This is a genomic window from Stenotrophomonas sp. STEN046 (genome assembly GCF_056759755.1).
On record NZ_JBRRDR010000001.1, the window covers coordinates 228,235 to 253,452 of the forward strand.

Annotated in this window: 25 protein-coding genes; 13 read left to right on the forward strand and 12 right to left on the reverse strand. The window is 66.4% G+C overall.

Going from position 1 to position 25,218, the window contains the following annotated elements; genetic code table 11:
- Window positions 1-7 precede the first annotated feature (7 nt).
- Window positions 8-718, reverse strand: coding sequence for a hypothetical protein (locus ACVOLJ_RS01030; protein ID WP_481563211.1), 711 nt, complete (start codon window positions 716-718; stop codon window positions 8-10).
- Window positions 719-892: 174 nt separating this feature from the next.
- Window positions 893-1,597 (reverse strand): hypothetical protein, encoded by a 705-nt coding sequence (locus tag ACVOLJ_RS01035; RefSeq protein WP_481563212.1) that lies wholly within the window; start codon window positions 1,595-1,597, stop codon window positions 893-895.
- 279 nt (window positions 1,598-1,876) lie between these two features.
- Between ACVOLJ_RS01035 and ACVOLJ_RS01040 the strand changes: the two genes are divergently transcribed.
- The 4 genes from ACVOLJ_RS01040 to ACVOLJ_RS01055 all read left to right on the forward strand — a co-directional run bounded on the left by ACVOLJ_RS01040 (window position 1,877) and on the right by ACVOLJ_RS01055 (window position 6,825).
- Window positions 1,877-2,470: a sugar dehydrogenase complex small subunit gene (locus tag ACVOLJ_RS01040; protein ID WP_481563213.1), complete on the forward strand. Its 594-nt coding sequence runs from the start codon at window positions 1,877-1,879 to the stop codon at window positions 2,468-2,470.
- Window positions 2,471-2,537: 67 nt separating this feature from the next.
- Window positions 2,538-4,178, forward strand: a complete 1,641-nt coding sequence (locus ACVOLJ_RS01045) for a GMC family oxidoreductase (protein ID WP_481563214.1) — start codon at window positions 2,538-2,540, stop codon at window positions 4,176-4,178.
- Window positions 4,175-5,563, forward strand: coding sequence for a c-type cytochrome (locus ACVOLJ_RS01050; RefSeq protein WP_481563215.1), 1,389 nt, complete (start codon window positions 4,175-4,177; stop codon window positions 5,561-5,563). The genes ACVOLJ_RS01045 and ACVOLJ_RS01050 overlap by 4 nt, the downstream gene beginning before the upstream one ends.
- A complete protein-coding gene (locus ACVOLJ_RS01055) occupies window positions 5,560-6,825 on the forward strand; it encodes a carbohydrate porin (RefSeq protein WP_481563216.1) in 1,266 nt (421 codons plus the stop codon). The genes ACVOLJ_RS01050 and ACVOLJ_RS01055 overlap by 4 nt, the downstream gene beginning before the upstream one ends.
- Window positions 6,826-6,918: 93 nt before the next feature.
- Here ACVOLJ_RS01055 and ACVOLJ_RS01060 read toward each other — a convergent pair whose 3' ends face one another.
- Window positions 6,919-7,341, reverse strand: a complete 423-nt coding sequence (locus ACVOLJ_RS01060) for a GFA family protein (protein WP_475278854.1) — start codon at window positions 7,339-7,341, stop codon at window positions 6,919-6,921.
- Window positions 7,342-7,739: 398 nt separating this feature from the next.
- On the opposite strand from ACVOLJ_RS01060, the gene ACVOLJ_RS01065 reads away from it, so the two are divergent.
- Window positions 7,740-8,480: a DNA/RNA non-specific endonuclease gene (locus ACVOLJ_RS01065; RefSeq protein WP_481563217.1), complete on the forward strand. Its 741-nt coding sequence runs from the start codon at window positions 7,740-7,742 to the stop codon at window positions 8,478-8,480.
- Window positions 8,481-8,546: 66 nt separating this feature from the next.
- Here ACVOLJ_RS01065 and ACVOLJ_RS01070 read toward each other — a convergent pair whose 3' ends face one another.
- The 4 genes from ACVOLJ_RS01070 to ACVOLJ_RS01085 all read right to left on the reverse strand — a co-directional run bounded on the left by ACVOLJ_RS01070 (window position 8,547) and on the right by ACVOLJ_RS01085 (window position 11,364).
- The gene (locus ACVOLJ_RS01070; protein WP_481563218.1) at window positions 8,547-10,121 is read right to left on the reverse strand and encodes an alpha/beta fold hydrolase; all 1,575 of its coding nucleotides are present in this window, start codon (window positions 10,119-10,121) and stop codon (window positions 8,547-8,549) included.
- A gap of 108 nt (window positions 10,122-10,229) precedes the next feature.
- Window positions 10,230-10,463: a hypothetical protein gene (locus ACVOLJ_RS01075; protein WP_481563219.1), complete on the reverse strand. Its 234-nt coding sequence runs from the start codon at window positions 10,461-10,463 to the stop codon at window positions 10,230-10,232.
- Window positions 10,460-10,891 carry a VOC family protein gene (locus ACVOLJ_RS01080; protein ID WP_481563220.1) on the reverse strand — a complete coding sequence of 144 codons (432 nt, stop codon included), beginning with the start codon at window positions 10,889-10,891 and terminating at the stop codon, window positions 10,460-10,462. The genes ACVOLJ_RS01075 and ACVOLJ_RS01080 overlap by 4 nt, the downstream gene beginning before the upstream one ends.
- A gap of 11 nt (window positions 10,892-10,902) precedes the next feature.
- Window positions 10,903-11,364, reverse strand: a complete 462-nt coding sequence (locus ACVOLJ_RS01085; protein ID WP_481563221.1) for a helix-turn-helix domain-containing protein — start codon at window positions 11,362-11,364, stop codon at window positions 10,903-10,905.
- Window positions 11,365-11,742: 378 nt separating this feature from the next.
- Here ACVOLJ_RS01085 and ACVOLJ_RS01090 point away from each other — a divergent pair, with 378 nt between their 5' ends.
- A complete protein-coding gene (locus ACVOLJ_RS01090; RefSeq protein WP_475278860.1) occupies window positions 11,743-12,765 on the forward strand; it encodes a hypothetical protein in 1,023 nt (340 codons plus the stop codon).
- Window positions 12,766-12,822: 57 nt separating this feature from the next.
- Here ACVOLJ_RS01090 and ACVOLJ_RS01095 read toward each other — a convergent pair whose 3' ends face one another.
- Window positions 12,823-14,688: an XVIPCD domain-containing protein gene (locus tag ACVOLJ_RS01095; RefSeq protein WP_481563222.1), complete on the reverse strand. Its 1,866-nt coding sequence runs from the start codon at window positions 14,686-14,688 to the stop codon at window positions 12,823-12,825.
- Between the two features lie 119 nt (window positions 14,689-14,807).
- Between ACVOLJ_RS01095 and ACVOLJ_RS01100 the strand changes: the two genes are divergently transcribed.
- Window positions 14,808-17,003: an AsmA family protein gene (locus tag ACVOLJ_RS01100; RefSeq protein WP_481563223.1), complete on the forward strand. Its 2,196-nt coding sequence runs from the start codon at window positions 14,808-14,810 to the stop codon at window positions 17,001-17,003.
- 79 nt (window positions 17,004-17,082) lie between these two features.
- Window positions 17,083-17,568 carry a TspO/MBR family protein gene (locus ACVOLJ_RS01105; RefSeq protein WP_481563224.1) on the forward strand — a complete coding sequence of 162 codons (486 nt, stop codon included), beginning with the start codon at window positions 17,083-17,085 and terminating at the stop codon, window positions 17,566-17,568.
- Window positions 17,569-17,599: 31 nt separating this feature from the next.
- Here the strand turns inward: ACVOLJ_RS01105 and ACVOLJ_RS01110 are convergent, their stop codons facing one another.
- The 4 genes from ACVOLJ_RS01110 to ACVOLJ_RS01125 form a co-directional block, all read right to left on the reverse strand.
- A complete protein-coding gene (locus tag ACVOLJ_RS01110; RefSeq protein WP_475278864.1) occupies window positions 17,600-17,896 on the reverse strand; it encodes a hypothetical protein in 297 nt (98 codons plus the stop codon).
- Window positions 17,897-17,967: 71 nt separating this feature from the next.
- Window positions 17,968-18,651, reverse strand: coding sequence for a Rossmann-fold NAD(P)-binding domain-containing protein (locus ACVOLJ_RS01115; RefSeq protein ID WP_481563225.1), 684 nt, complete (start codon window positions 18,649-18,651; stop codon window positions 17,968-17,970).
- Window positions 18,652-18,670: 19 nt separating this feature from the next.
- Window positions 18,671-19,345 carry a ChrR family anti-sigma-E factor gene (locus ACVOLJ_RS01120; RefSeq protein ID WP_481563226.1) on the reverse strand — a complete coding sequence of 225 codons (675 nt, stop codon included), beginning with the start codon at window positions 19,343-19,345 and terminating at the stop codon, window positions 18,671-18,673.
- Window positions 19,342-19,965, reverse strand: a complete 624-nt coding sequence (locus ACVOLJ_RS01125; protein WP_481563227.1) for a sigma-70 family RNA polymerase sigma factor — start codon at window positions 19,963-19,965, stop codon at window positions 19,342-19,344. Before ACVOLJ_RS01125 ends, ACVOLJ_RS01120 begins: the two co-directional genes overlap by 4 nt.
- Window positions 19,966-20,109: 144 nt before the next feature.
- Between ACVOLJ_RS01125 and ACVOLJ_RS01130 the strand changes: the two genes are divergently transcribed.
- From ACVOLJ_RS01130 to ACVOLJ_RS01150, 5 genes are all read left to right on the forward strand, one after another.
- Window positions 20,110-20,877 carry a hypothetical protein gene (locus ACVOLJ_RS01130; protein ID WP_481563228.1) on the forward strand — a complete coding sequence of 256 codons (768 nt, stop codon included), beginning with the start codon at window positions 20,110-20,112 and terminating at the stop codon, window positions 20,875-20,877.
- Between the two features lie 84 nt (window positions 20,878-20,961).
- Complete coding sequence (locus ACVOLJ_RS01135) at window positions 20,962-21,918, forward strand: acyl-CoA desaturase (protein ID WP_481563229.1); 957 nt, start codon at window positions 20,962-20,964, stop codon at window positions 21,916-21,918.
- Window position 21,919: 1 nt separating this feature from the next.
- Window positions 21,920-23,197 (forward strand): NAD(P)/FAD-dependent oxidoreductase, encoded by a 1,278-nt coding sequence (locus ACVOLJ_RS01140; RefSeq protein WP_475278870.1) that lies wholly within the window; start codon window positions 21,920-21,922, stop codon window positions 23,195-23,197.
- On the forward strand, window positions 23,194-23,961 hold the full coding sequence (locus ACVOLJ_RS01145; RefSeq protein ID WP_481563230.1) for a DUF1365 domain-containing protein: 768 nt from the start codon (window positions 23,194-23,196) through the stop codon (window positions 23,959-23,961). The genes ACVOLJ_RS01140 and ACVOLJ_RS01145 overlap by 4 nt, the downstream gene beginning before the upstream one ends.
- The gene (locus tag ACVOLJ_RS01150; protein WP_475278872.1) at window positions 23,958-25,217 is read left to right on the forward strand and encodes a class I SAM-dependent methyltransferase; all 1,260 of its coding nucleotides are present in this window, start codon (window positions 23,958-23,960) and stop codon (window positions 25,215-25,217) included. The genes ACVOLJ_RS01145 and ACVOLJ_RS01150 overlap by 4 nt, the downstream gene beginning before the upstream one ends.
- Window position 25,218 lies beyond the last annotated feature (1 nt).

The window sequence follows — 25,218 nt, forward strand, 5'->3', positions numbered from 1 at the left end:
TCTGGCATCAGTTCTTGCGGCACATCAAGGCCGTGTAGTACGGCGCCTGCACGGCGCTGTCGAACGGCTGCGTGGTAACGGGCACGGTCTTGGCATCCACCACGCTGAAGTCGCCCTTGGATGCGTAGCCACTGGCGCAGCAGCCACTGGCGCCGGCGATGTCATGGCCGTCGAATGAAATCTTGCCCTGGATGCCATGTGCGTGTGCGCGCACTTCACTGGGCTCCAGCGGCTTGCCGCCGAACTGGTAGTAAGGCGTGCCGTTGTCGGGAAGCGCAACGATGTAGCGCCCGGCCACCGCGTTCTCCACGCTCCAGGTTGCAGGGCACAAGGTCTGCGCCATGAAGGTCATCACTCCCGATGGAACCGGCGAGCCATCGTCAGGCGTGGTCTTCATGCAAAGCCCGTACTGGGCATACGGCAGGTCACCGGTGGCTTCGTCGGACGCCCCGGAGATATCGTAGTTGCCCGAATCACCCAGGCTGCCGTTGCAGCAGCCGCCAATGAGCACGAAATTCTTCGATGGCAGCGATATCTTGCCTTCGATGCGCTGGTGCTTGTGCTGAGGCGCCTTCTTGCCATCCAGCGCTTCGCCCGCAAAGCCCCCCACCCCGGCCCCCAGCGGCGCCGGCACGATGAAGCGGCCCTTGGCACCGTCCACGCCGATCCATCCCTCCGGGCAGGTGCCGGCAAAATAGGCCTGGGTGAACAGTGGCATTGCATCGGCTGCCGCTGCCAACGGCGGCGCCATCACGCAAAGAAGGAGGCCTGCATGGGCCGCGGGCAGGAAGAACCGATGTAACCGACGCGTGATAGCCATGTCGCACCTGTTGATGTAGGTGGAAGCAAAGGACAAGCATCCCGGTGGAAAACGCGCGTGCAGGCGTGCGTGCTAATCGACTTTGCAGGCCAGCAGTTGAACAAAGGGAAGCGCGGACGCGGCCTCATCGGTATCCAGCGTTGCCGAGTGTTCGCCCTTGCGGGTCGACTGGCTGTTGCAGCAGCTGCTGGCAGCGGAAATCGAGTGCTCGTTGAGCTTGGTCGACACCGTTGCCTTGTGCTTGTGCTTGCGATCCTCGCGGTCGGCCAGCGATTTTCCGTAGGTCGAGCCGATCGCGCCGGCATCGTTGGCCACCAGCAGCATGCGGCCGTTGGCGTTGGCAAGCCGGCTGCTGCCCTTGGGGCAGTCGGTGCCCGGCATGAAGAAGATCATGTTCCTTGGCATATCGGCAAACGCGGCGCCTTCGAAACCCAACAAGGCAACCGTGCCGACGGCCAGCATTCCAAGCGTTCGCGTGCGCATCCCCTGCCCCCTCGCATTTGGACGTACGTATGAACCTGCATTCGTATCGCGCCGAGCGTATTTCCCCGCATCTGCACTGGGCCGGATGATTGCGCTCCGGCTGGATGGCGGACCTTGCATCCGCTTCTGCAGTTGGCCGGGATTATGATCCGAAATTATCGAAGTTTCGTGCGCGGCGTCGCAAAAGATGAAAGTGAAGATAATCCGTTTGCGTGAAGGATAATCACGCGGCGCAGATGCCATGGCGCATTGCCACGCAGCGATCGGAAGCATGTCGTCGGGCTGATCGATCATCGCCTGCGCCATCACCGCGGGTGGGCGGTGCGAATGATGCAGAGGCGCGCTACCTGCAGTGGTCCAATGTCCTCGCTGGCAGCAGGCGGCCCTTCTCTTCACATGCGCTCCACCATCCCACTCTGCAAACGGCCTGTTTCATTTATGCAGTGCGCCACCGCAGCATCCGGCACGAGCACCCAAGCCGTTGATTGCAAAGCATTCGTGCGATCCATGGAAATACCTCCGAATTGCAACTATTAGCCTGCGCAATTGATTGCGCGTTCATGTACTGCAACCATGCTGCTGCCCCTACCGCCTTGGAATCGATCCGTGGACAACAGCAACGGTCAGGCAGGCGCCCAGCAACGCCCTTTTCTCTCCCGCCGTGGCTTCTTGATGGCGTCTGCGTCGATGGCGTTGCTCGCGGCCTGCCGCCGCAGCGACTCAAGTGCTGCCGCAACCCAGCCAACGTTCAATGCACCACTCCAGCGCTACAGCCCCGAACAGGAGGCGTTCCTGCAGCTCAGCACGGCGCTGACCGGCAAGCAGGACCTGGACCGGCATGTTTCCAGCCGCATCCTTGATGCACTGGCGCAACAGCAGCCGGCCACCGTGGCCGCACTGCCCGAGTTGACCCGTCTGGCCAAGGCCAACGCCTCGCCACAGGCGATTCTTGCCGCTGCCACTGAATCCGGGCGTGATGCGATGCTCGCCATCACCGCGGCCTGGTACACCGGCACCGTCGGCAAGGGCGTCTCTGCGGTGACCGTGGCCTATCGCGATGCACTGATGCAGCGTCCGGTTGCCGATGGACTGTTCCCGCAGACCTATGCAATGGGCGGCCCAGGCTGGTGGGTGGCATCGCCACCGCCGGCCGTTGTCGCCGGCTGATTGCTTCGTACCGGTATGCCCTGAATTCCGCGTGGTGCTGCGGCATCGCGCTCATTGAGCGATCCTCATGAAAGAACCCACTTTCACCGACGGCAACGTCGATGCTGATGTCATCGTCGTTGGTTCCGGCGTGGTTGGCGCCCTGGTCGCCCAGCAACTGGCTGCGGCTGGCCGCTCGGTTGTCGTGCTCGAGGCCGGGCCGCGGCTGGACCGCGCCGAGGTCGTGCAGAACTGGCGCGATGCGAGCTTCGAGCGGCGCATCGGCAGCGACTTCCAGGGTCCGTACCGGCAGTCGCCGCTGGCAACGGCCCCCCTGTACTTTCCGCCCAACGATTACGTGGCCCTCAGTGGCCCCGATGCCAGCAGCTTCCGCCAAGGCTTCATCAAGGCCGTTGGCGGCACCACCTGGCACTGGGCCGCATCGTGCTGGCGCCACCTGCCGGTGGATTTCAAGATGCAGACCGCCTACGGCGTAGGCCGTGACTGGCCGATCAGCTATGACGAGATCGAGTCGTACTACTGCCGTGCCGAGGAAGCCATGGGTGTGTCCGGCCCCAACGATGCGGCCCGGCAGAGCCCGCAGGAACGTTCCAGGCCTTACCTGGCCGACATGATCCCGTGGGGGCATGGCGATGCCACGTTTGCCGAAGTGGTCAACCCGCACGGCTACAACCTGGTGCCGATCCCGCAGGGCCGCATGATCCAGCCCTGGAACGAGCGCCCCGCCTGCTGCGGCAACAACAACTGCCAGCCGATCTGCCCGATCGGGGCAATGTACAACGGCATCCACACGGTGGAAGCGGCCGAGAAAGTGGGCGCGGTGGTGCTGGACGAAGCGGTGGTCTACCGCATCGACACCGATGCAGGCAACAGGGTCACCGCCGTGCACTGGTATGACCGTAACCGCGGCAGCCACATCGCCACCGGCAAGCAGTTCGTGATCGCGTGCAATGCACTGGAAACGCCACGACTGCTGTTGCTGGCCGCCAACGAACAGAACCCCGGCGGCATCGCCAACAGTTCCGATCAGGTGGGCCGGAACATGATGGATCACTCCGGCTTCCATTGTTCGTTCCTGGCCGACCGGCCGATCTGGCTGGGGCGTGGCCCGGCACAGTCCAGCTGCATGGTCGGCCCGCGTGACGGCGCCTTCCGCAGCGAATACTCGGCCAACAAGATCATCCTCAACAACATCAGCCGCGTGCCGGTCGCAACCCAGCAGGCGCTGAAGATGGGCCTAGTGGGCGATGCACTGGATGCAGAGATCCGCCGTCGCGCGGTGTACGGCGTCGACCTCTCCATCAGCCTGGAGCCGCTGCCGGACCCGAGCAACCGCCTCACCCTGTCGGCTACCCGCACGGACGGCCTGGGCCTGGCCTGCCCGGACATCCACTATTCGCTGGGTGACTATGCCCGCAAGGGATACGACAAGGCCTGCGATCAGCTGCGGCATATCGGCACGCTGTTCAACGCCGAAGAATTCGAAATCACCACCGCGCTGAATGCCAACAACCACATCATGGGTTCGACCATCATGGGCAGTGATCCGCGCGATTCGGTGGTCAATGCCGATTGCCGCGCGCATGACCATCCGAACCTGTGGCTGCCGGGCGGCAGCGCGATGGTGTCGGCCAGCGTGGTGAACAGCACGCTGACCATGGCCGCACTGGGCATCAAGGCCGCCGATGCCATCGAGCGTGCACTGTGAGGGCGCTGCTGGTCGCCGTACTTATCGCAGCCGCCGCGCATGCGCCGCAGGTGCGTGCCGATGAAGCCGCCGAACGTGGCCGTTACCTGTCCACGGCGGCCGACTGCATGGCCTGCCATACCAAGCCCGGCGATGGAAAGCCCTTTGCCGGCGGTTATGCCATCGAATCGCCGATGGGCGCGATCTGGGCCAGCAACATCACGCCCTCGAAGAAGTTCGGCATCGGCACCTACACCGAAGCCGACTTCGCCCGTGCCGTGCGCGAGGGTATCCGCAAGGATGGCGCACACCTGTATCCGGCCATGCCCTATACCGCCTACGCGAAGCTGACCGATCGCGATATCAGCGACATGTACGCCTATTTCATGCAGGACGTGGCGCCGGTGGAGCAGTTGTCACCGTCCACCGATCTGCCGTTCCCGTTCAACGTACGCTTGTCGATGGCTGGCTGGAACACGCTGTTCCTGGACAAGACGCCGCTCGCGGCAAACGCCGGCCGCGGCGAACAATGGAACCGCGGCGCCTATCTGGTCGAAGCGCTGGAACACTGCTCCAGCTGCCATAGTCCGCGTGGCCTGCTGATGCAGGAGGACAGCAGCAAGGCGTTGTCCGGCGGTTCGCTGGGCATGTGGTATGCGCCCAACATCACCTCCCACAAGGTAAGCGGCATCGGCAGCTGGACCGACCAGGAAATCGCGCAGTACCTGAAGACCGGCAAGGTGGCGAGCAAGGCGCAGGCCGGCGGCGGCATGGCCGAAGCGATCACCCACAGCCTGTCCAAACTGACCGATGCGGACATCTCGGCCATCGTGGTCTACCTGCGCACGGTGCCGGCGGTGGCCGACCCCGCCGCGAAGCAGCCTGCATACAGTTGGCCCTTGCGCGCTGCGTCCGCTGCGACCCAGGGCGAGACGGCCATCCGCGGCGTGGCTGCGCCGCTGGGCAATGGCCAGGTGCTGTACGACAACGTGTGTGCCAGCTGCCACGGCACCCGCGGTGAAGGCAGTCGCGACCAGTACTACCCCTCGCTGGTGCACAACACCACGGTGGGCGCGCCGACGCCGCAGAACCTGGTGGCCACCATCCTGACCGGCGTGGACCGCGAAGTGGACGGCCAGCATGTGCTGATGCCGCACTTCTCGACCGGCTCGTACGTGCAGCCGCTCACCGACGAAGAAGTGGCCAGCCTGGCCACTTACGTACGGCAGCAGTTCGGTCCGGGCGACTCGGTGGGGGTGGCCGATGTAAAAGTGGCACGTGCCGGTGGCCCGCGTCCGTTGTTGATGACACTGACCAGCATAGGCCTGCCATTGGCGGGCCTGTTGGCGCTGCTGGTGGCGATCTGGATCTGGCGCCGCAGGGCAGCCCGGAGGAAGCAGGCATGACAGTACGTGTTGTACCCCTTGCATTGGCCATCGGCGTGGCGGGCGCGAGCCTGCCGGCAATGGCCGGCGAAAGCACGGCCTCCAAGCCGGTCGAATCGGTCAAGCAGATTCCGCTCAGCCAGGATCTCGCACTGCGCCACTGGTTGCAGGATCGCGGCATCACTCCCAATGCACGCGTGGTGATCGGTTCCAGTTACGCCGATGGCGGCTATCGGGGTTCCGGTGCCGCCACCGCCACCCACATCGATCTGGGCGCGGTGATCGACACCGGCAAAGCGCTGGGTTTTGACGGCACGCTGCGCGTGGTGCTGTCGGACCGTTTCGGCCAGGCCGCCAACGATCGCTACACCGGCAGCTACATACAGAACCAGGCGTTCTGGGGCCAGGGCCAGAACTTCCGGCTCAACGAGGTCTCCTACGAGCGGTCGTTCATGGCCGCGCGGTTGAGCCTGAAGGGTGGCTTCTTCTCGATGGGCAATGACTTCGGCGGCCTGCCCTACACCTGCAATTTCAACAACAACGGCCAGTGCGGCCATCCATTGGGCCCGATCTACAGTTCGGGCTGGCTGGACAACCCGACCGGCCAGTGGGGCCTGCGGGTGAAGTGGAGCGCCCCCTCCGGCTGGTATGCGCAGACCGGCATCTTCGATGTGAACCCCAGCCGCAAGCAGTCCAACAACGGTTTCAAGGTCGCACTGGACGGCAACACAGGGCTGTTTTTCCCGGTGGAGCTTGGCTACGTGCACGGCCACAGCCAGCGCGACTACGGCGGCACCTACAAGATCGGCTACTACTGGGACACCTCCAACGCCAACGTGCTGGGCAACCCGGATGCACGCCAGGCCTCGCATCGCAGCGGGGAATACATCCAGCTGGCACAGCGCGTCTGGAAGCCGGAAGCAGAAACGGTGCGTGGCATCTCCGCATTCGCCATCGCCACCCAGGCCGATGTGCGTACCGGCCCGCTGCGCCGTTCGTGGGAACTGGGCCTGAGCTGGCGTGGCCCGCTGCGCGCCCGCGAAGACGATGCACTCAGCATCGCCTGGACCCGCCTGGACTTCTCGCGTCGGCTGGGTGACTACCAGCGCCTGACCGGGGCGCCGGTGCAGACCCGCGAACAGATGATCGAACTGAACTACGGCATGCAGGTACTGCCGTGGTTGGTGCTGCGGCCGTCGGTACAGTATGTAACCCGCCCTTCCGGCTTGTCCGAGCGCCCGGATGCGTGGGTATATACGCTGCAGGCACAGGCTACGCTGTAGAGCACGACCTGTGCGGCACCCGGCCCCGCTTCAGTGGTCGCTCTCGCGGAACTGCCGGTCCAGTTCATCCGCAGCGCGGGTATTGGCTGCGGGTCAGGCCACGTGCACCGGGCCATCCCAGCCATCGAGATACTTGGGCAGCGCATCGGACACATCGATCACGCGCTCGCGATAGAACAAGTGCATCGTGGGCACAAGGGCCGCGTCCAGCACGCCGCCTGCGGCCCGGGCAACGACTGCATTCGGCACCACATACAGGCCCAGGCGATTGGTGCCGAACAGCACATCGCCGCACTGCCGGCAGAAAGTCTTGGAAAGCTGCTTGGCGGGATGCTGGAAATGCGTGGTGTTCGTGGCTGCAGGCACTACGGATGCGCGGTCCCACGCGGTGGCAGACAGCATGGCAGCCCCGTAGAAATCCCTGCAGGTGGTGCAGTGACAATTGGCCCGTGCAACGGGCGCTCCATGCAGTTCAACAGCGTTTTCACCGCATTGGCAGGTGATGCGTAGGTTCATGCGGCAATGTCCTGACTGGAAGCGTGCCGCGCAGTGTGCTGCTACGGCCTCGCTGCCACAAGGGGCCACACGGCCCCGTTCAATGCGCGTGGCGCCTCACGCTGGAAGCGCTGCCGCGCCCCCGCCAGCACCTAGCATGCGGCGATGTCAGCTGCGGGCATGACGGCCTGACACGCATGCAGTGCATGCGCCCAGTCACATCTTCAGACATTCGTCGTTGACGCCAAACGCGTCTGCACATGACGCTTGCTGCACTGCGCGCCACCCCGTGGCAGGCAAGCGCAGTCGCACTTCGCAGCATCGCTTGCAGATACCCCTCACCGCAGTCTCATCCACGACGCAGGCCCTGCCTGTGCGGCGGCCGGCTGCGCCCTGAAGAAATCACTGGAGAAAGCGCAATGCGCCTTGCAACGTTCCTTCTTGTCCTCGCCCTCAGCACCGTGGCCGGCGCCGCACAGGCGCAGGTGGTCACCCTCAACAAGGGTGGCTTTGTGCTCACCTATGATTGCAGCCTCCACAGCGCCACCCGCTACGAGTACACCCTGTTGGCCGACACCGGCTCGGCGGCCCGGCCGTCGAGCTTCTACAAGGACCCGGACCTGCCCGCCGGCTGCGTGGGCCAGGGCAGCACGGCGTCCTATGCCAGCGTGCGATCAGGCTACGACCGTGGCCATCTGGTCACCTCCAATCACATGGACTACAGCGCGACCTACATCCGTCGCGCCAACTACATGAGCAACATCGTTCCGCAGGTGTCCGGCTTCAACCAGGGCATCTGGGTGAAGGCCGAGAACGTGGCCGAGTGTTACCGCGATATCGCCCCGGTCGATGTCTACGGCGGAGTGGTGTACGGGGATGCAGCCAATGACTACTTCCTGGCCAGCCACGGCATTCCAACCCCGGAATTCTTCTGGAAGACGATCATCACCACCGACCCGGCCACCGGCACGGCAAAGGCAATCAGCTGGATCATTCCCAATGAGGCCGGCCTGGGCAGCCTGGACAACTACCTGGTGACCATCGCCGATCTGGAAGAGCTGCTCGGCGCAGGCTATGTGGCCATCAACGCACCGGCGCCGCTGAAGAACATGCTGCCCACTGCGAGCTGGCCGCTGCCCAGCGGTTGCGACCTGAGCTGAGGGCAGCGCAGCTCGCAGCCCGGTGGTCGGCAGCGCACCCGTCCCGGCGGGTACGCTGCCTGCCCTTCAGTGCAACGGCACCTTCAGCACCGACGGTGCCGAGGCCGGCGAAGTGAAGGTGACCGACCCGCCCAGCTGGCTGATGCCGGCATAGCGCAGGTCCACGGTATCCACCACCAAGGTCAGGCGGCTGCCGGCAGGCAGGTTCCAGCTGCTGGCTTCCATGCGCAGGTCCAGCGTCGTTGCCTGCCCCGCCGCGACACCGCGCAGGGTGTAGGGCTTATGGCTGATCAACTGGGCGTTGCCCAGTACATCCTCGGCATACAGGTAGGCATACAGCGTGGTGTTGGCACGGCTGGGGGTCACGGTCACGCGTAATTCCGGTGCCCCATCCAGGCGGCGGGCGTTCCAGTAGACCGGCCCCTGCCAGACGCCGGCGGCGGTGCGACCGATGAAGGGCACGTACGCGCCCGGTGCCACGTTGACCATCTGCAATGAGCCCGACACCAGCGCCACGCCGGAATTGGCGGCTGTCGCCAGGCCACTGCCGATGCGATAGCTCCAGCCGTTGCTGCGTCCGTTCTCCACCAGGCCGCCGGTGGGCAGCAGCAGGCCACCCGGTGCGGTCAGCGCATAGCGGGTGGCACCCTCGTTGGTGGCCGGCCAGTCTGCGTAGCGGCGCCAGTTGCCCTTCTGTGATTTCAGCTGCACGCTCGGCGCGCGATCGATGCCGTTGGCGGCACCTTTCAGATAGTGGTCGAACCAATCACCCACCGAGTCGTAGACCTCGTTGGGAATACCCAGCGCACCCAACGCCTCGTTGAGCGCATGGTCGCCATGCCGCAGCTGCAACTGCTTGGGCCCCTGCAGCTGGTTGAAGAAGTCCACCAGCTGGCCCGGCGGAAACAGGCTGTCGTTGAACGCGTTGGCCAGGAACACGGCCGGACGGTTGGCGTTGATCTCATCGATGCTCGCCGCCGGGCTGCGGATCGATGCCACCGGCAGCAAGGATTCCACCGCGCCCTGATAGTTGCCGACCAGTACGTTGCGGTTGATCGTGGCCAGCTCCTGCCCCGGGCGTCCGGTAACCAGGCCCGCCGCGACCAGCAAGGCGATGCCCTGGGCACTGGGGGTATCGTTGGCGTACAGCGACGCCTGCAGATCGGCCCATCCGCTCAGGGCAGCAACCGCCTTGATGCGGGGGTCGCGGGCAGCCGCCAGCAGGCTGGTACCGGCGCCATAGGAAATGCCCGAAACGCCGATGCGACCGGGGTCGGCCTGGGTGTTGGCCAGCGCCCAGTCGATCAGGGCACTGACATCTTCAACGGTGGCCGGCCCGGCAATATCGATGGCCCCACCCGATTCCCAGAAGCCACGTGAGCTGTAGCTGATGACCACGTAACCGCGCTTGGCCAGCGCCTGCGCCACGCCCACGTATTCCACGCTGGGGACCGCCCAGCTGCTGGGCATCACCAGCAGCGGAAAGCTGCCGGTGCCCTGCCCTTGCGGTTCGATGACAAACACCCCGAGCGGCGTTCCATCCCAGCTGGGAACGGTGCGGTGGGTGGTCTTGACCGTGGCGGCCCAGGCAACGGGCGTCAGGCCGGTCAACAGGATCAACAGCAGCAATACCTTGCGCATCGTGGTCTCTCCCCGTTGCAGGTGGTGCAACGGGTGGACCGTACCAGTGCGAATGGTGGCTGACACCTTGCGTCGCAGCATGGGCGCCCGCCCGCTCGCGCGCGCCTTTCAGCCCGCCGCGCCGCCCTGGATTGCCGGTGAGCGCGCGCGGCGGAAATGCAGTGCGAACAGATACAGCCCGGTGAACAACTGCAGGAACAAGGGTGGCAGCGGCGAGTAGGTCAGCCAGGCTGCGGGCTCGCCCTGCCCAACGCCCCTGGCGATGAAGTTGGCGACCACCGCCAGCGTGAACACGATCGAGGTCCAGCGATGCACCGGCCGCGCCCAGCCGCCCGCCTTCATTGCACCTTCCCCGATGCGTCCTGGGCCAGCCGCTCGATCATCTTCCAGCCGTTGCCGGAGGGATCACGGAATCCGGCATCCACCGCGCCATAGCGCTCCACCGGTTCCTGGGTGAATTCCACGCCCTTGGCCAGCATCTGGGCGTAGCTTGCGCGGCAGTTCTGCACGGCCAGCACCAGCGGCGGCATCGCGCCCTTGGCCACCATCTGCTGCAGCGTCAGCGCGGTGGCAGCGTCGTGTACCGGCGGACCCGGCTTGAACAGCCCCAGCTGGAACCCGCCTGCGCCACCCGATTGCACGGTCAGCCAGCGGTAATCACCGCTGCCGACATCGGTATGCACCTGGAACCCCAGTTTGCCCACGTAGAAATCGAGTGCCTCGTCCTGGTCGTGCACATACAGGCCAACCACATTCACCATGCCAGTCATACGGTTCTCCCTCAGGTGGAATCTACGCTAGCAAGGCCGGCACGGCGGCGCTTCTCCAAAACTGCGATCTTCAGGTCCGGGCGCTGGGCGGCACGGGCGTGGCATTCGGGCACGGGCCCAGGCGGCGGCGTATGGACCCGCGCGTGCTCGCGCACGGCGCCGGGGCTGTCGCCGGTGATGTCACGGAAGATGCGGCCGAAGGTGCCCAGGCTGGTCCAGCCGGTCTGCAGTGCGATTTCGGTAATGGCCAGATCGGTGTCGCGCAGCAGGGCAACGGCACGCTCGATGCGTCGGCTGAGCAGGTAGCGGTGCGGCGGCACGCCGAACGCCTCCTTGAAGGAGCGTGCGAAGTGGGCCGGGGAAACCGCGCTGACCTGTGCAAGCCGGGCTACCGGCCAGTCCTCGTGGCTGGCACGGTCCATGTGGTCCTTCGCGCGCAGCAGGCGGCGCAGGAGTTCGGGGCTCTGGCTCATGCCGCGGCCATGGCGCGCAGGTACCGGCGTGCGGCGTGCAGGGTCGCGGTGCCTGCGAACCAGACGCTGCAGGCGTGGTCGAAGGCATCGAACCGGCCTGCCCCGCTGCGCGGACGACCGGGCAACGGCATGGCAGTGCACGTCGGTGGGAGGCGTTGGGCGGCCATACGTGGGCGTCAGCCTGAGCCCGGATACTGGCGTGGTCAATCCCTTGTGCAACCGTCGCCTGGCCACCTCCTCCGCCTGCCGCACCGGCGAGGGCAGGATTGCCGGGCAGCGGCCGGCGAGACCGATGGGTGCGTGGGGGCGGTTGGTCTTGTATCGTTCGGGCACGGCCGGGGTAATGCCTGGCTTTCCACACCACCAAGGATGATTTCGATGCGCAGGATGCACTTCGCCATGACGCTGTTGAGCGCGTCCGTACTGCTTTGCGCGAACGCGCGTGCAGATGAAGATCCCGATTCGGAGGCCCAGTGCGAGCAGATCGCGCCGCTGATGGATGGTGAGGATTTCAAGGCCTTGGATGCCATGGCCGAGCAGCTTCGCGATGGCGCACGCAACCGCAGCGGCGCGCTCAAGATCGCGCGTTTCTATATCTGCATGTCGCGCCATATCGGCACCGAGCGCCAGGACGTGCAGCACTGGAATACCTGGACCGAGTGGGCAGCACGCTGGGTGAAGCAGTCGCCGCGTTCCCCGGCGGCACACATCATGTCGGCACGTGTACCACTCAATCTGGCGTGGAGCTATCGAGGTGGCGGCTATTCCGCTGAAGTGGGCGCGCAGGACTGGGCGCCGTTCCGGGAGTACACCGCAGTTGCATCGGACTACCTGCAGGCCAACAAGGCCGTGGCCAAGCGCGATCCCTACTGGTACGAGATGGCGGCACTGATCGCACTGCGCGAGGATGGCGAACCCTCCCGGATCATGGCGGTGTTCGACGAGGGGACCCAGGCCTTTCCAGCGTACGATCCGTTGTACCTGATGGTCATGGCCAACTTCACCCCGCACTGGCATGGCGACGTGCAGCAGATGGAAGACTTTGCGCAGCGCGCCCTGTTGCGGGCCCCGAAGAAGCAGCGTGCCGCGCTGTACGCCCGCATGTACTGGTCGGCCACCGATTCACTTCCGGGGCAGGAAGTATTCCAGCATTCGCAGGTCGACTGGCCGTTGATGCGGCGTGGCCTGGAGGACATCACCAGCCAGTACCCGACCGACTGGAACCTGTTGGCAGCGACGCGCTATGCCTGTCTGGCCAGCGACATTCCCATGCTGCGCAAGTGGAGTCACGGGCACCTGCTCAGCCGCGGCATTGAAGAGACGGCCATCCAGCGCTACCTCACGGTGCCCGATGAAACCCTGCGCAGGACCTGCCCCGCGCTGGGCAGCTTCCAGGGCTGATTCGAGGGCGCCGCATGCCAGTGCAGTGAGCTTGCCCCCGGCACTGGTCGATTCCCATCAGCGCGCCATGCTGCGCGCTGCCTGTTCCTGCACCTGTTGCTCGCGCTCCTGGTCCTGCTGCTGGCTGGCCTGCGCGGGCGGCGTGGTTTCCACCGGCGCCGGCGCCTGCTGCAGTTCGCGCACCTGATCGCTGACCGGCGTCGCCACCGCCTGTGCAGTGTCGGCGCGCGCAATCTGCCGGTCAGCTGCGTGCGGTTCACCCTGCACGGCAAACGCATAGCGTCCATCGTCGCTGAGCACGGCCTGGTCAATCCGTTGCATGCCCTTGCCCTTGGCGGCCACCAGCAGCGCCATGCCCAGGCGCTCGCTCATCTCATCGGGCTGGCGCCCCATCGCGCGGTCCAGGCTGCCCACCGCGCCCTGGCTCTGCAGCCACAGGGGGTGGTCCGCGCTGGCACTGTTGCGTGGGTCCTGCTGTGGCAGCAACGGTGACGGCGCCGGCAGCTGCTGCAGGTGGTCGCCCTGCACGCTGGCGTCGATCTTCTGCAGATCCCTGCCACCGGCAGCGGCAATATGGAACATGCGCTCGGCCATGCCCTGCGCAGACTGGCCCTGGTTGCGCGCCAGGCCGGTGGCGAAGGCATCCACATCCTGCTGCGGCTTTCCACTGCCATCATTGGCCAGCACCTGCCAGGACGGCCCCAGCATCGGGTTGTCCTGCACCATCGACTGGGTGCGCTCCATCAGCGTGCGCATCTGCGCCTGGCTGAAGCTGAGGGTGTTGAGCTCGCCGGCCTTCATCGGGCCGCGATCGCCAGCGGCATCGCCAAACAAGGCCGCATTGACCATGCTGGCAATCTGCTCGCCCTGCGCATGGTCGCGCAGATCAAAGGTGAATTCATAGCGGCGCTGTGCCAGGTCCTCCTGGCCATCGGCAGCATAGGCACTGACCCGGCTGGCCGGCAGGTTGCCGTTGTACTGCACGTTGCGTGTTTCGGTAACGCTGCCATCTTCGCGACCCACCCGCACCACCTCGCCGCTGTTGCGTGCGCCAGCCAGATCGATGCCGAAGGTATCGCCCTGCCCGACCTTCAGCCGCGTCTGCGAACTCATGCCAAGCCGTTCCACCGTCGCCAGGTCCTGCACGCCGGGCGTGCGGCCATCCAGGGTTCCGTTGTCGATGAACTGTTCATAGGCCTGGCGGCCTTCGGGCTGGTCAAGATTGAAGGTGGCAGTGCGCACGGCCGAATGCCCAAGCGCATCCTGGCGACCCGCAACCGCGCTGAAACGGCCGGCACTGAACCCCAGGCCATTGAATGCTTCAACCGCCTCGTTGGGACCGGTGGTGACGCGTACCCGGCCATCGTCCAGGCGATCCACCCGGTAGCTGGCGCCGGCTGCCTCGGTGGTCTGGCTCTGCACGGCGATGTTGCGGAAGCTGCCCTCCAGCGCCGTGCCGTTGAACTGCTGGCCATCCAGCGCGACGCTGCCGCCCTTGGGAATGGTGTGCGGATCGAACGGGTTGATGCGGGTCGGATCGACGTCCACCGCGTCGCTGGGCAGGGTGACCCGGTAGCGTCCACGCACGCCGGTGCTGCTGGTGTCCTGGAAGCCGCCGCCCTTGACGCTGGCAGCCACCACCGATTCCATCGTCAACAGGTATTCGCGGCCACCGTCTGCCGTGGCGATGCCGGCCATGTTCAACGACGTGCCCTGGAACTGTGACGCCAGGCTGGATGCGGAGCGCTTCTGTTCAGCGCCCACTTTCAGTGCACCATCACCAGCATTCAGGGTGACCGAGTAGCCACCTGCAGCTGCACGCGCCTCGCTGTTGGCCGAGGTGTAGGTGGGGTCGAATGCCGCGGTGGCGGCATCGCGCGGCGCATCCTGGGTTGCGCCTTCGTTGCTGGTCCGGGCATTCATGCCGTGACCTCCTTGAACAGAGACCGCCGATTATAGGACGCGCCGTGCGCCGCACGTTCACATCGCACCGTCGCGGCATCCACGATAGTGATCGCCATCCCACTCTTCGACGAGGGTCCATGCCGCATCCCCTCGCCCGTGCGCAACCGTGGCGTCGCCGCATCCGCAGACTGCTCCCGTACCTGTTGGGCGCCTACCTGCTGTACCTGCTTGCAGGCAACGTATTCCTCAACACGCCGCTGTTCGATCTGGTCACCAATCGCAAGCCGCACAAGTTCGTGATGTCCACCGGGCCGGCGATCACCCTGCTGCCGGGTCACGTCATTGCCTGGAACGTGCAGATGCGTGGCCACGTCAACCACACCGTGTATGTGCTGCGCGCCGAGCGTGCCAGTGCACGGCTTGCGCTGCTGCCGTTGTTCCAGCGCGAAGTACGGGTGCCGTCGCTGCATGCCACCGGTGTTGCCGCCGAAATCGCCCGTGTGGACGAGGCCGTGCCCTCGCCGCCGCGCGGCGATCGCGGCTGGACGCTGCGCTTCGATGCGATCCAGAGCCAGAGCATCCGCAGCGTGCGTATTGCCAAGCTGCTGATCGTCGGCAAGGGCAGCGGCACGGTGGGCTTTGTCAAGCAGCTGCGCGGCGGTCCATCGGAGCTGCTGGAATCGGAGGTGGCCTTCGACGATGCCGATGTGAGCCTGGCCGGTACCCAGCTGCTCGGTGACATGCACTTGAAGGCGGACTTCTCCTATCCGCGGCATTACCGCGACCAGGCACCCGGGCTGGCCAAGCTGGGCCTGCTGCACGCCGCAGTGGAGGTTCAGGCACGCAGCCAGGGCCTGCGCCTGGACACCGACACCCAACAGCCTTCCATCGCCAGCGCGGCGGTGCCGGGGCAGCTGCAGGCGTCGCTGGCACTGGACCAGGGCGCGCTACAGCCAGGCAGCCATGCAGTCTGGCGGGTTCCGCTGCAGATGGGCGCCGGTGCACCGGACCGCGGAACGCTGGCGATACAGCTGGATGCCGCGCGCGATATCCGCCTGCAGGCGCGCCTGCCGCAACGCGAGGGTACCGGCGCAGCGCTGGATGCGGATCTCAGCATCGCCGGGCGGCATGTCCCCTTCACCGATCCTGGCCAGGTGCTCGGGCGCATGTCCGGCACGGTCAAGGGCGAGTGGATGTTCACTTCGCTCAACTGGATTCCTGCGCTGTTCGTACAGAAGCCGTGGTTCCAGCTGCAGGGTGGCGGCCTGCTGCGGGCAGACCTGCGCGTACAGCGTGGGGAACTGGCTGCCGGCAGCAGCGTCGACATTCCTTCGGCACGTGCGGTGGCCGACGTGGCGGGGGTACACATGCAGGGCACGGCCAGCGCGCATGGGCAGTTGCAGCCCGGTACCCCCACGCGCGCGGTGCTGGATGTAAAGCTGCCGACCTTCCGTGCCCGCGCCGGCAACGACAAGGGCGCAACGCTGTTCGATGGACGCGACCTGGCGCTGACGCTTACCGGCGATGGTCGCCTGCGTGAACTGCGCAAGGGCGTGCGCGCGCACCTGCGTTTCAACAACGCGACCATTCCGGATCTGACCGCCTACAACCGCTACCTGGGCAACGGTCAGGTGCGCCTGCTGGGCGGCGCCGGCCAGGTCAGTGGCGATGTCCAGCTCGATACCCAGGGCCGCATCGGCAATGGCAGCGCCCGTCTGCGTGGCCAGCGCGCCCGCCTCCAGGTTGCCGGGCTGGACCTGCAGGGCGACGCCCGCGTTGATGCCCGGCTGCAGCGAGCCGACTTCAGCCAGCGTCGTTTCGATCTGGGCGGCAGCGTGGTCGAGCTGCGCAATGTGCAGGTCGGCGATACGCCGCGGCAACATCCCTGGTGGGGCCGGGTCACCATTGCCCGTGGCGATATCGATGCGCAATCACCGTTCCAGGTGGACGCCCAGGCAGACCTCGCCATGCGCGATGCCGGCCCGTTGCTGGCGGTGTTCGCCGAACGCGGCGACTACCCGCGCTGGGCACTGTCATTGCTTGATTCGGGCCAGCTGGATGCGCACACGGGTCTGCGCTGGCGGCCCGGGCACCTGGTGCTGGATGGATTGCGGGCCGAGAACGAGCGTCTTTCGCTGCGTGCACGGCTGGATCTGCTCGATCAGCACAAGAAGGGTGACCTGTACCTGCGCTGGGGAATCCTCGGCGCAGGCATCGAGCTGGATGGACAGCGCCGTCAATGGCACCTGGCCGGCGCGCGCGAGTGGTTCGACGGCCGGCCGGCGCTGCTTCCCGGCGCTGCGCAATCGGCCGCCGATGCCAGCGCCGACTGAGTGCGCGCTGCATCTGGCTGCGGCGCACCTGCGTAGAACGCGATATCGCAGCAGTGCCAATGACTGAAGGAGTCACGCAATGAAAACCAGCAGGCAGGTTGTCGGTCTTTTCGGTTGGGGGGCCGTCACGTTTCTGGCCGCTGCACTGGGCGCACGCGCATCAATCTCGGCGGCGAGCTTCTATGCAGGCCTGGCGTTGCCGGCATGGGCGCCGCCGGCAGGTGTGTTCGGCCCGGTGTGGACCGTGCTGTACGCGTTGATGGCAGTGGCGGCGTGGCTGGTCTGGCGCCAGGGCGGCTGGCGTGCGGCCGCGCCGGCATTGGGGCTGTATCTGCTGCAGCTGGTGGTCAATGTGCTGTGGAGCTGGCTGTTCTTCGGCTGGAAGCAGGGTGCACTGGCCTTCGCCGATATTGTGCTGTTGCTGGTATTGATCGTGGCGGTGATCATCGCTTTCCATCGCGCCCGCCCGCTGGCGGCCTGGTTGCTGCTGCCCTATCTGGTATGGGTGAGCTTCGCCAGTGCGCTCAACTTCGCGGTATGGCAGGCCAACCCCGGGCAGCTCTAGGCTGGGCCGCAGCCCGGCCCTACCCAGCCCTTCAACGCGCGTGCGCTGCGTGCTGCCACTGGCGCAGCGCGCCGCCGGTGAAAGCCTGCTCGCCACAGCCGGTGGGGCAACGCAGTACGCGCGCGGCCGAGGTGCTGACCATGCCCTCGCCCTCCGCCGCCTTGAACACCAGCTCGCAGGACAGGCAGCGCGCTACCAGTGAGTACAGATGCACGATGCGGCCGCTGCACGGATCCTGCAGTGCATGGATATCCAGCAGGTCGAAGCGGCAACTGTCAGGCGTGGGCTGGCGGAGAGGTGGCAGGGAAACCGAGGGCTGCAGGTTCACGTCGATGCATCGCAAAGGGGATGAACACCGACTGTAAGCAGCGCGATGTGCAGCGCATGTGCAACGGTCGATCATCCAGCGGTGACAGCACCCAGTTGATTGATCCGCGCACACTCGACCACTGCGGGTGGCTCCGGCATCAGCGCCAATGCAATCATCGCGCGGCCGATCACTTCATTGCTGGTGACCAGCGCAGGCATGACACGTGCCGCCGCGGCCATCAACGGGCCGCCCAACCGATACAGCGGCTTGAGCGCCGCATGCCGCGTGCCGGTTCCCGCTACCGGACGCACACCGGCAGGGCGCAGCATCACGCTGCGCACGGCAAGCTGCGCCAGTGCGGCCTCGGTCTCGCCCTTGATGCGCAGCGGCATGATGCGGCTGCCGGGATCGGCGTGGGCACCGGAAACGTACAGGAAGCAGCCCTCTGGATTCTCTGCCGCCCACGCCCGCGCCACCGCCAGGGTGGCGTCGAGGGTGACCTTGCGGTACGCATCTTCGGGGGTACCGACCGGTGGCGCGCCGGCACAGTAGAAGCAGGCATCAAAGCCGCGCAGGTGCGGGCGCACGCTGTCGGCGCGCTGGAAATCGGCCAGCACGACCGGTTCGATGCGGGTATCGAGCTGGCCACTGCTGCGCACAAGGGCTGTGGTGCGGCCAACCGCCGGCGAAAGCAGGCAGGCACGGGCGACGCCCTGCCCGACCAGTCCGGTGGCACCGGTCAGCAGTACCCTCAGGGGCCGTCTTTCATGCATGCAGAAGCCTCGAACATACCTAGAGATTCACGAAACGCTGGATCCTGCGCGCCAGCCAACCGCTGAACACCAGTGGCGCATCCAGTGCCGAAACACAGATGCAGGGTACGCCCGGCGCCGTCACGGGCTGGTGCTCGACGTCCTCGTCAAGATCGGCCACATCGCCCGGCGAGAACAACCCCAGCGCGTCATTGTAGGAGCCACGCAGGATCTGGGTCAGTTCGCTGCGGCCATGGCTGTGCATCGGCAGGCATTTCCCCGGCGCGATCTTCAGCATGATCAGCGACGGCATCTGCTCGGCACGGATGCAGTGCACCCCCGGTGCCATCCAGCGCCAGCGCAGGCGGCCGAGCGAATCGCCGAAGAAGGGATGCAACGACGCTGGCAGATGATCCGGATCGGCCTCGGGGCGCTCAGGCCGCAGCGGACGCAGCGGCTGCGCTGCCACGCCGGGCGCCTCATCGCCCAGCTGGGCCAGCATCGCTTCGCGCAGTCCGGGCCGGCGGCCGTCGGCGGCAGCCGGCTGGGTCTGTTCCAGCAGGGCCGCACCGATGGCCTCCGCTTCGCGCAGGCGCTGGCGGCAATGCGGGCACTGTTCAAGATGCGCACCGGCAACGATGCTCAGCGGCGCCGGCAGCGCACCCGCGGCGTAGCTCATCACGGTCGACTCGTGCAGGTGGTGGTTCGGGTTCACAGCGCGCCCCCCACTTTCGACTGCAGTTGCAGGAACGCCCGGCGCAGGTGTGATTTGACCGTGCCCAGCGGCATGCCCAGGGCCTGGGCAATCTCGCTGTGGCTCTTGGCTTCGAAGTAGGACATGCGCACAAGCCGGGCCTGGGTTACCGGCAGTTCGTTGATGCGCTGGCGCAGACGCGCGTGGTCGGCGTACTGCTCGGCACTGCTGCGCTCACTGCTGTCGCCGGCGGCCGCGTCTTCCACCGCGTCCTGTACCTGCATCCAGCTGCGCTCGCGGCGCACCCGGTCGATGTGCAGGTTGCGCCCGATGCGGTACAGCCATGTGCTCACTGCCCCCTGTGCGGGGTCGAACTCGGTTGCGCGCAGCCACAGGCGCAGCAGGCTTTCCTGGGCAAGCTCTTCGGCCACGGCATCGGGTGCGCCCAGCCCTCGCAGGTACAGGCACAAGCGCGGCATGAAATGATCATAGATGCGCATGAAACAGTCACGGTCGCGCAGCCTGGCGACACCATCCATCTCGCCTGTCCAGTTCATCGGCTCGTTGCTGGGCTGCTGTGAACTGGACACGATCCGCGCGGCGTGGAAGGAAAGGAAGGGGCTGGCGGGAGGACGGTACATCGGCGGGGGCAGCCGTTGAGTGAAGGGGGCTTGCTCTCTACGCAGGCAGGGGCGGATTGGATGCAGGCCGGCGGCAACTGCCGGTGTGCATCCAGCCGCCGTCGCGCTGCGTACAACCCGGCGAGCTTCCCACGGAACGCCCCGATGCGCCCTGCCTGGTTGTTGCTGTGCCTGCCCTGCACCCTCGATGCCGCGCCCCTGCTGCGTTCAGAAGGCGTGGCAACCCTTGCCGACGGTGCCGTAGCCTACCGCGAGGTGCATTGGCAGCGCGGCAGCGCGGATGGCGGCGAACGCTGGGTGGAGTACCAGTGCGCGGGCGGCCAGCCTTTCGCCCGCAAGCAGATGCCGGCCGCGGCAGACCCACAGGCGCGAGGCTACGTGCTGCAGGACACCCGCAGCGGCCAGGCCGCCCAGGTGCGGGTGGACGGCAGCCAGGTGCAGGTCAACTGGAAGGAGGATGCCGCTGCCTCATCGCAGATTCGCTCATTGCCGCTGCCGGCGAACGCGGTGATCGATGCCGGCTTCGATGCCGCCGTGCGCGCCCACTGGCAGACCGTGCTGGCCGGCACCCCGGTCAGCCTGCCGTTCCTGGTGCCCGGGCGCCAACGCTTCTATCCGGTGCAGGTGAGGTACCGCGGACCGGTGCGCTGGCAGGGCAAGGCCGCCCAGGCCATCGAGGTCAAGCTCGATACCTGGTTCGGTGCGGTCGCCCCGCGTCTTGCACTGGTCTACGCCGACGCCGATCGCCGCCTGCTGGAATTCCGTGGCACCAGCAACCTGCGTGATGCACGCGGCGACTACCCGCAGGTGACGGTGCGCTTTGCGGCGGCACCGGCAGCGCTGCCCGAACAGCGCATGCGCGATGAACTGGGGCGGCCGCTGGTGGCTGCGTGCAATGTTACGGCCCGGTGAATTGAACAGTGCATGCTCGCAGGTGCATCCAATGTTCATCGTTACCCGTAGAGGTAGGCAATCGAACCACACAGGCTTCCGCCCATGGCCACCGCCGCGCCTCCGCTTCGTAGACGTACGCGCCTGCTGCGCACGGTGCAGCGCTGGTTCGATACCGATGCAGGCGCTGCGGCAGCGGCCGATGCCGGCCAGGAAGATCGCATCGACTGGCTGCGCGCCGTGCCCTTTGCCTTGCTGCACGTGGCGTGCCTTGGGGTGATATGGGTCGGGGTGTCCTGGACGGCGGTGGCGGTGGCGGCCTTCCTGTATGCGATCCGGATGTTCGCCATCACCGCGTTCTATCACCGCTACTTCTCGCATCGCACCTTCGAGGCTTCGCGTACGGTGCAGTTCGTGTTCGCTGCAATTGGCGCCGCCAGCGTGCAGCGGGGTCCGTTGTGGTGGGCCGCGCACCATCGGCATCATCATCGCCATGCCGACCAGCCGCAGGACCCGCACTCGCCACGCCAGCGCGGATTCTGGCGCAGCCACATGGGATGGTTCCTTACCCGCGGCGCCTTCGCTACCGACCTGCAGCGCATTCCAGACCTGGCACGGTATCCAGAGCTGCGCTGGCTGGACCGCTTCGACACCGTGGTTCCGGTGCTGCTGGCCGTGGCGCTGTATGCGCTCGGCGCGCTGCTGGAGCGGTTCGCCCCTGCCCTGCAGACCTCCGGCCCGCAACTGCTGGTCTGGGGCTTCTTCATTTCCACCGTGGTGCTGTTCCATGCCACGGTCACCATCAATTCGCTGGCGCACCGCTTCGGCCGGCGCCGGTTCGATACCCGCGATGACAGCCGTAACAACCTGTGGCTGGCGCTGCTGACCTTCGGCGAGGGCTGGCACAACAACCATCATTTCTTCCCGGGCACCGCTCGCCAGGGGTTCCGCTGGTGGGAAATCGACATCAGCTGGTATGGACTGCGCGCGATGGCCGCGCTGGGCCTGGTGAGGGGACTCAAGCCGATTCCGGCCTGGGTACTGGCCAAGGCGGGGCACTGACATGCGCATCGCGATCATCGGTTCGGGCATTGCCGGCATGGCCACGGCCTGGTGGCTGGATGGCGAACACGAAGTCACCCTATTCGAGGCCAACGACTACCTCGGCGGGCATACCCACACCCACAACGTACAGGTTGATGGCCGCGATCTGGCCGTGGACACCGGCTTCATCGTCTTCAACCCCGCGCACTACCCGTTGTTGAGCGCGCTGTTCGATGAGCTGGGAGTGGCATCGCAGCCGACCACGATGAGCTTCTCCATGCACAGCGAGCGCAGCGGCGTGGAGTACAACGCAACCTCGCTGGATGGCTTGTTCTGCCAGCGCCGCAACCTGCTCTCGCCCCGATTCTGGGGGATGCTGGCCGACCTGCGCCGCTTCTACCGTGATGCACCGGCACTGCTGGCGCAGCAGGAAGGCCCTACCCTGGGCCAGTACCTGCAGCACGGACGCTATGGGCAGGCCTTCATCGATGAGCATCTGCTGCCGATGGCCTCGGCCCTGTGGTCATCGCCCTCGGCGAGCGTGCTCGACTTTCCCGCGCGCTACCTGGTGCAGTTCATGGCCAACCACCAGATGCTGCAGATGACAGGCCGCCCCGCCTGGCGCGTGGTGCAGGGCGGGTCGGCACGCTACGTGGCTGCGCTGCGGGCCCGCTGGCAGGTGCGCGAGCGGCTGGAATGCCCCGTGCACGCCATCGAACGCATGCCGTGGGGGGTGCAGGTGCACAGTACAGCCGGGGTGGAAGGCTTCGATGAAGTGGTGCTGGCCTGCCATAGCGACCAGGCACTGGCATTGCTGCCCGACGCCGATGCCGGCGAGCGTGCGGTGCTGGGGGCGATCCGTTACCAGCCCAATGAGGTGGTGCTGCATACCGATGCCTCGCTGCTGCCGCGCAACCGCAAAGCCTGGGCGGCATGGAATGCGCACGTGCCGGCAGACCCCACCGCCCCCTGCACGGTCAGCTACTGCATGAACCTGCTGCAGGGCCTTCCCGGCGATACGCCGCTGGTGGTGACGCTCAACCGCAGCGATGCGATTGATCCGGCACGCGTGCTGCGCCGCCTGCAGTATGCCCACCCCGTGCACGATCACGCCGCGGTGCGTGCGCAGCAACGCTGGGCCGAGATCCAGGGGCATAGGCATACCTGGTTTGCCGGGGCCTACTGGGGCTGGGGCTTCCATGAAGATGGCATTGCCAGCGCCCGCCGCGTGGTGGACGCGCTGGCCGGAAACATCGCGCGTGACCGTACGCTCCAGCCCGCGCAGGTACCGGCATGAGCGCAAGCGCCATCTACTTCGGGCGTGTCGAGCATCGGCGCCATCAGCCGCACGCGCATGCGTTCAGCTACCCCGTCGCCCAGCTGCTGCTGGATCTGGACGAGCTGGACAGCCTCTTTGCCGGTCGCTGGCTGTGGTCGGTTGGCCGCCGCAACGTGGCTGAATTCCGCCGCAGCGACTACCTGGGCGATCCCGCCGTCGCGCTGGCCGAGGCGGTGCGCGACCACGCCGCCACCGTGCTGGGGCGCCGCCCCGACGGCCCGGTGCGGCTGCTGACCCATCTGCGCTTCGGCGGCCATGTGTTCAATCCGGTCAGCTTCTACTACTGCTACTGCGCCGATGGGGAAACCCTGGACTGCATCGTGGCCGAGATCACCAACACGCCCTGGAAGGAACGCCACGCCTATGTGCTGCCGGCCGCCAGCGCGCAGCGCCAAGGGCGTGCCCTGCGCTGGCAGTTCGACAAGGCCTTCCATGTCTCGCCGTTCATGCAGATGGATTGTGCGTATGACTGGCGCTTCACCCCGCCCGCAGACGACCTGCATGTGCACATGCAGGTGTGGCGCGATGGCCAGCGCCAATTCGATGCGACCCAGCGCATGCATCGCCGCCCGCTTGATGGCCCGGGCCTGGCCCGGGTACTGGCCTGCTACCCGCTGATGAGCGCGCAGGTGGTCGCGGCCATCCACTGGCAGGCACTGCGCCTGTGGCTCAAACGCAACCCCGTGCATGACCACCCCTCCCTTGCCGAGAAACCGCGATGAACGAAATGACTCCCTCGGCCGCCCTGCCCCACCCGGGTGCGCTGGATGCGTTCCTGCGCCGCCGCCTGCTGGCCCAGCTTGCGCCGCTGCGCGACGGCCGCCTGCGCGTGCGCGATGCCTTCGGCGAGGTACTGCTGGGTGCGACGGCAGGCGCCTTGCAGGTCACCGTCACCATCGATGACCCCGCCTTCTATCGAAAGGTGGCCGCGAACGGCAGCGTCGGTGCCGGTGAGAGCTACATCCACGGTGACTGGCGTTGCGATGACCTGGTGGCGCTGGTGCGGCTGCTGGTACGCAACCGCGATCTGCTGGACGGCATGGAACGCGGACCGGCGCGCGTGGGCGGATGGCTGCTGCGCGGCTGGAACCGACTGCGCCGCAACAGCCGCGAGGGCAGCCGCCGCAACATTGCCGCCCACTATGACCTGGGCAACGACTTCTTCGCGCTGTTCCTGTCGCCTGACCTGATGTACTCCTCGGCGCTGTATACCGACGCAGGCGAATCGCTGCAGAGCGCATCACGACGCAAGCTCGACCGCATCTGCCAGCAGCTGCAGCTGCGACCGGGCGACCGGGTGGTCGAGATCGGCACTGGCTGGGGCGGTTTTGCGCTGCATGCAGCACAGCACTACGGCTGCCATGTCACCACCACCACCATTTCCGCCGAACAGCACGCCCTGGCCAGCCAGCGCGTGCAGCAGGCCGGCCTGCAGGACAGCGTCACGCTGCTGATGCAGGACTACCGTGACCTGCAGGGGCAGTTCGACAAGCTGGTGTCCATCGAGATGATCGAGGCCATTGGCGCGGAGTACCTGGACACCTACATGGCTACCCTGCAGCGGCTGCTGAAGCCGGACGGCGTGGCGCTGCTGCAGGCCATCACCATCGAGGACCATCGTTACGAACAGGCACGTCGCAGCGTGGACTACATCAAGCGCTTCGTGTTTCCGGGCAGTTTCATCCCGTCGATCAACGCGATCGTTGCCGCAAAGACCCGGGCCAGTGATCTGCAGTTGATTGCACAGCACGACTTCGGCCACTCCTACGCGCTGACCCTGCGCGCGTGGCGGCAGCGCTTCCTGGCACAGCTGCCTGCCGTGCATGCGCAGGGCTTCGATGCGCGCTTCTGCAGGCTGTGGGAGTTCTACCTGGCCTACTGCGAGGGCGGCTTCCTGGAGCGTTCGATCGGTGTATCGCACCTGTTGCTGGCCCGGCCGGGGCACCGCCCGGCCGCCGATGCAGAACAGGCCGGCTGAC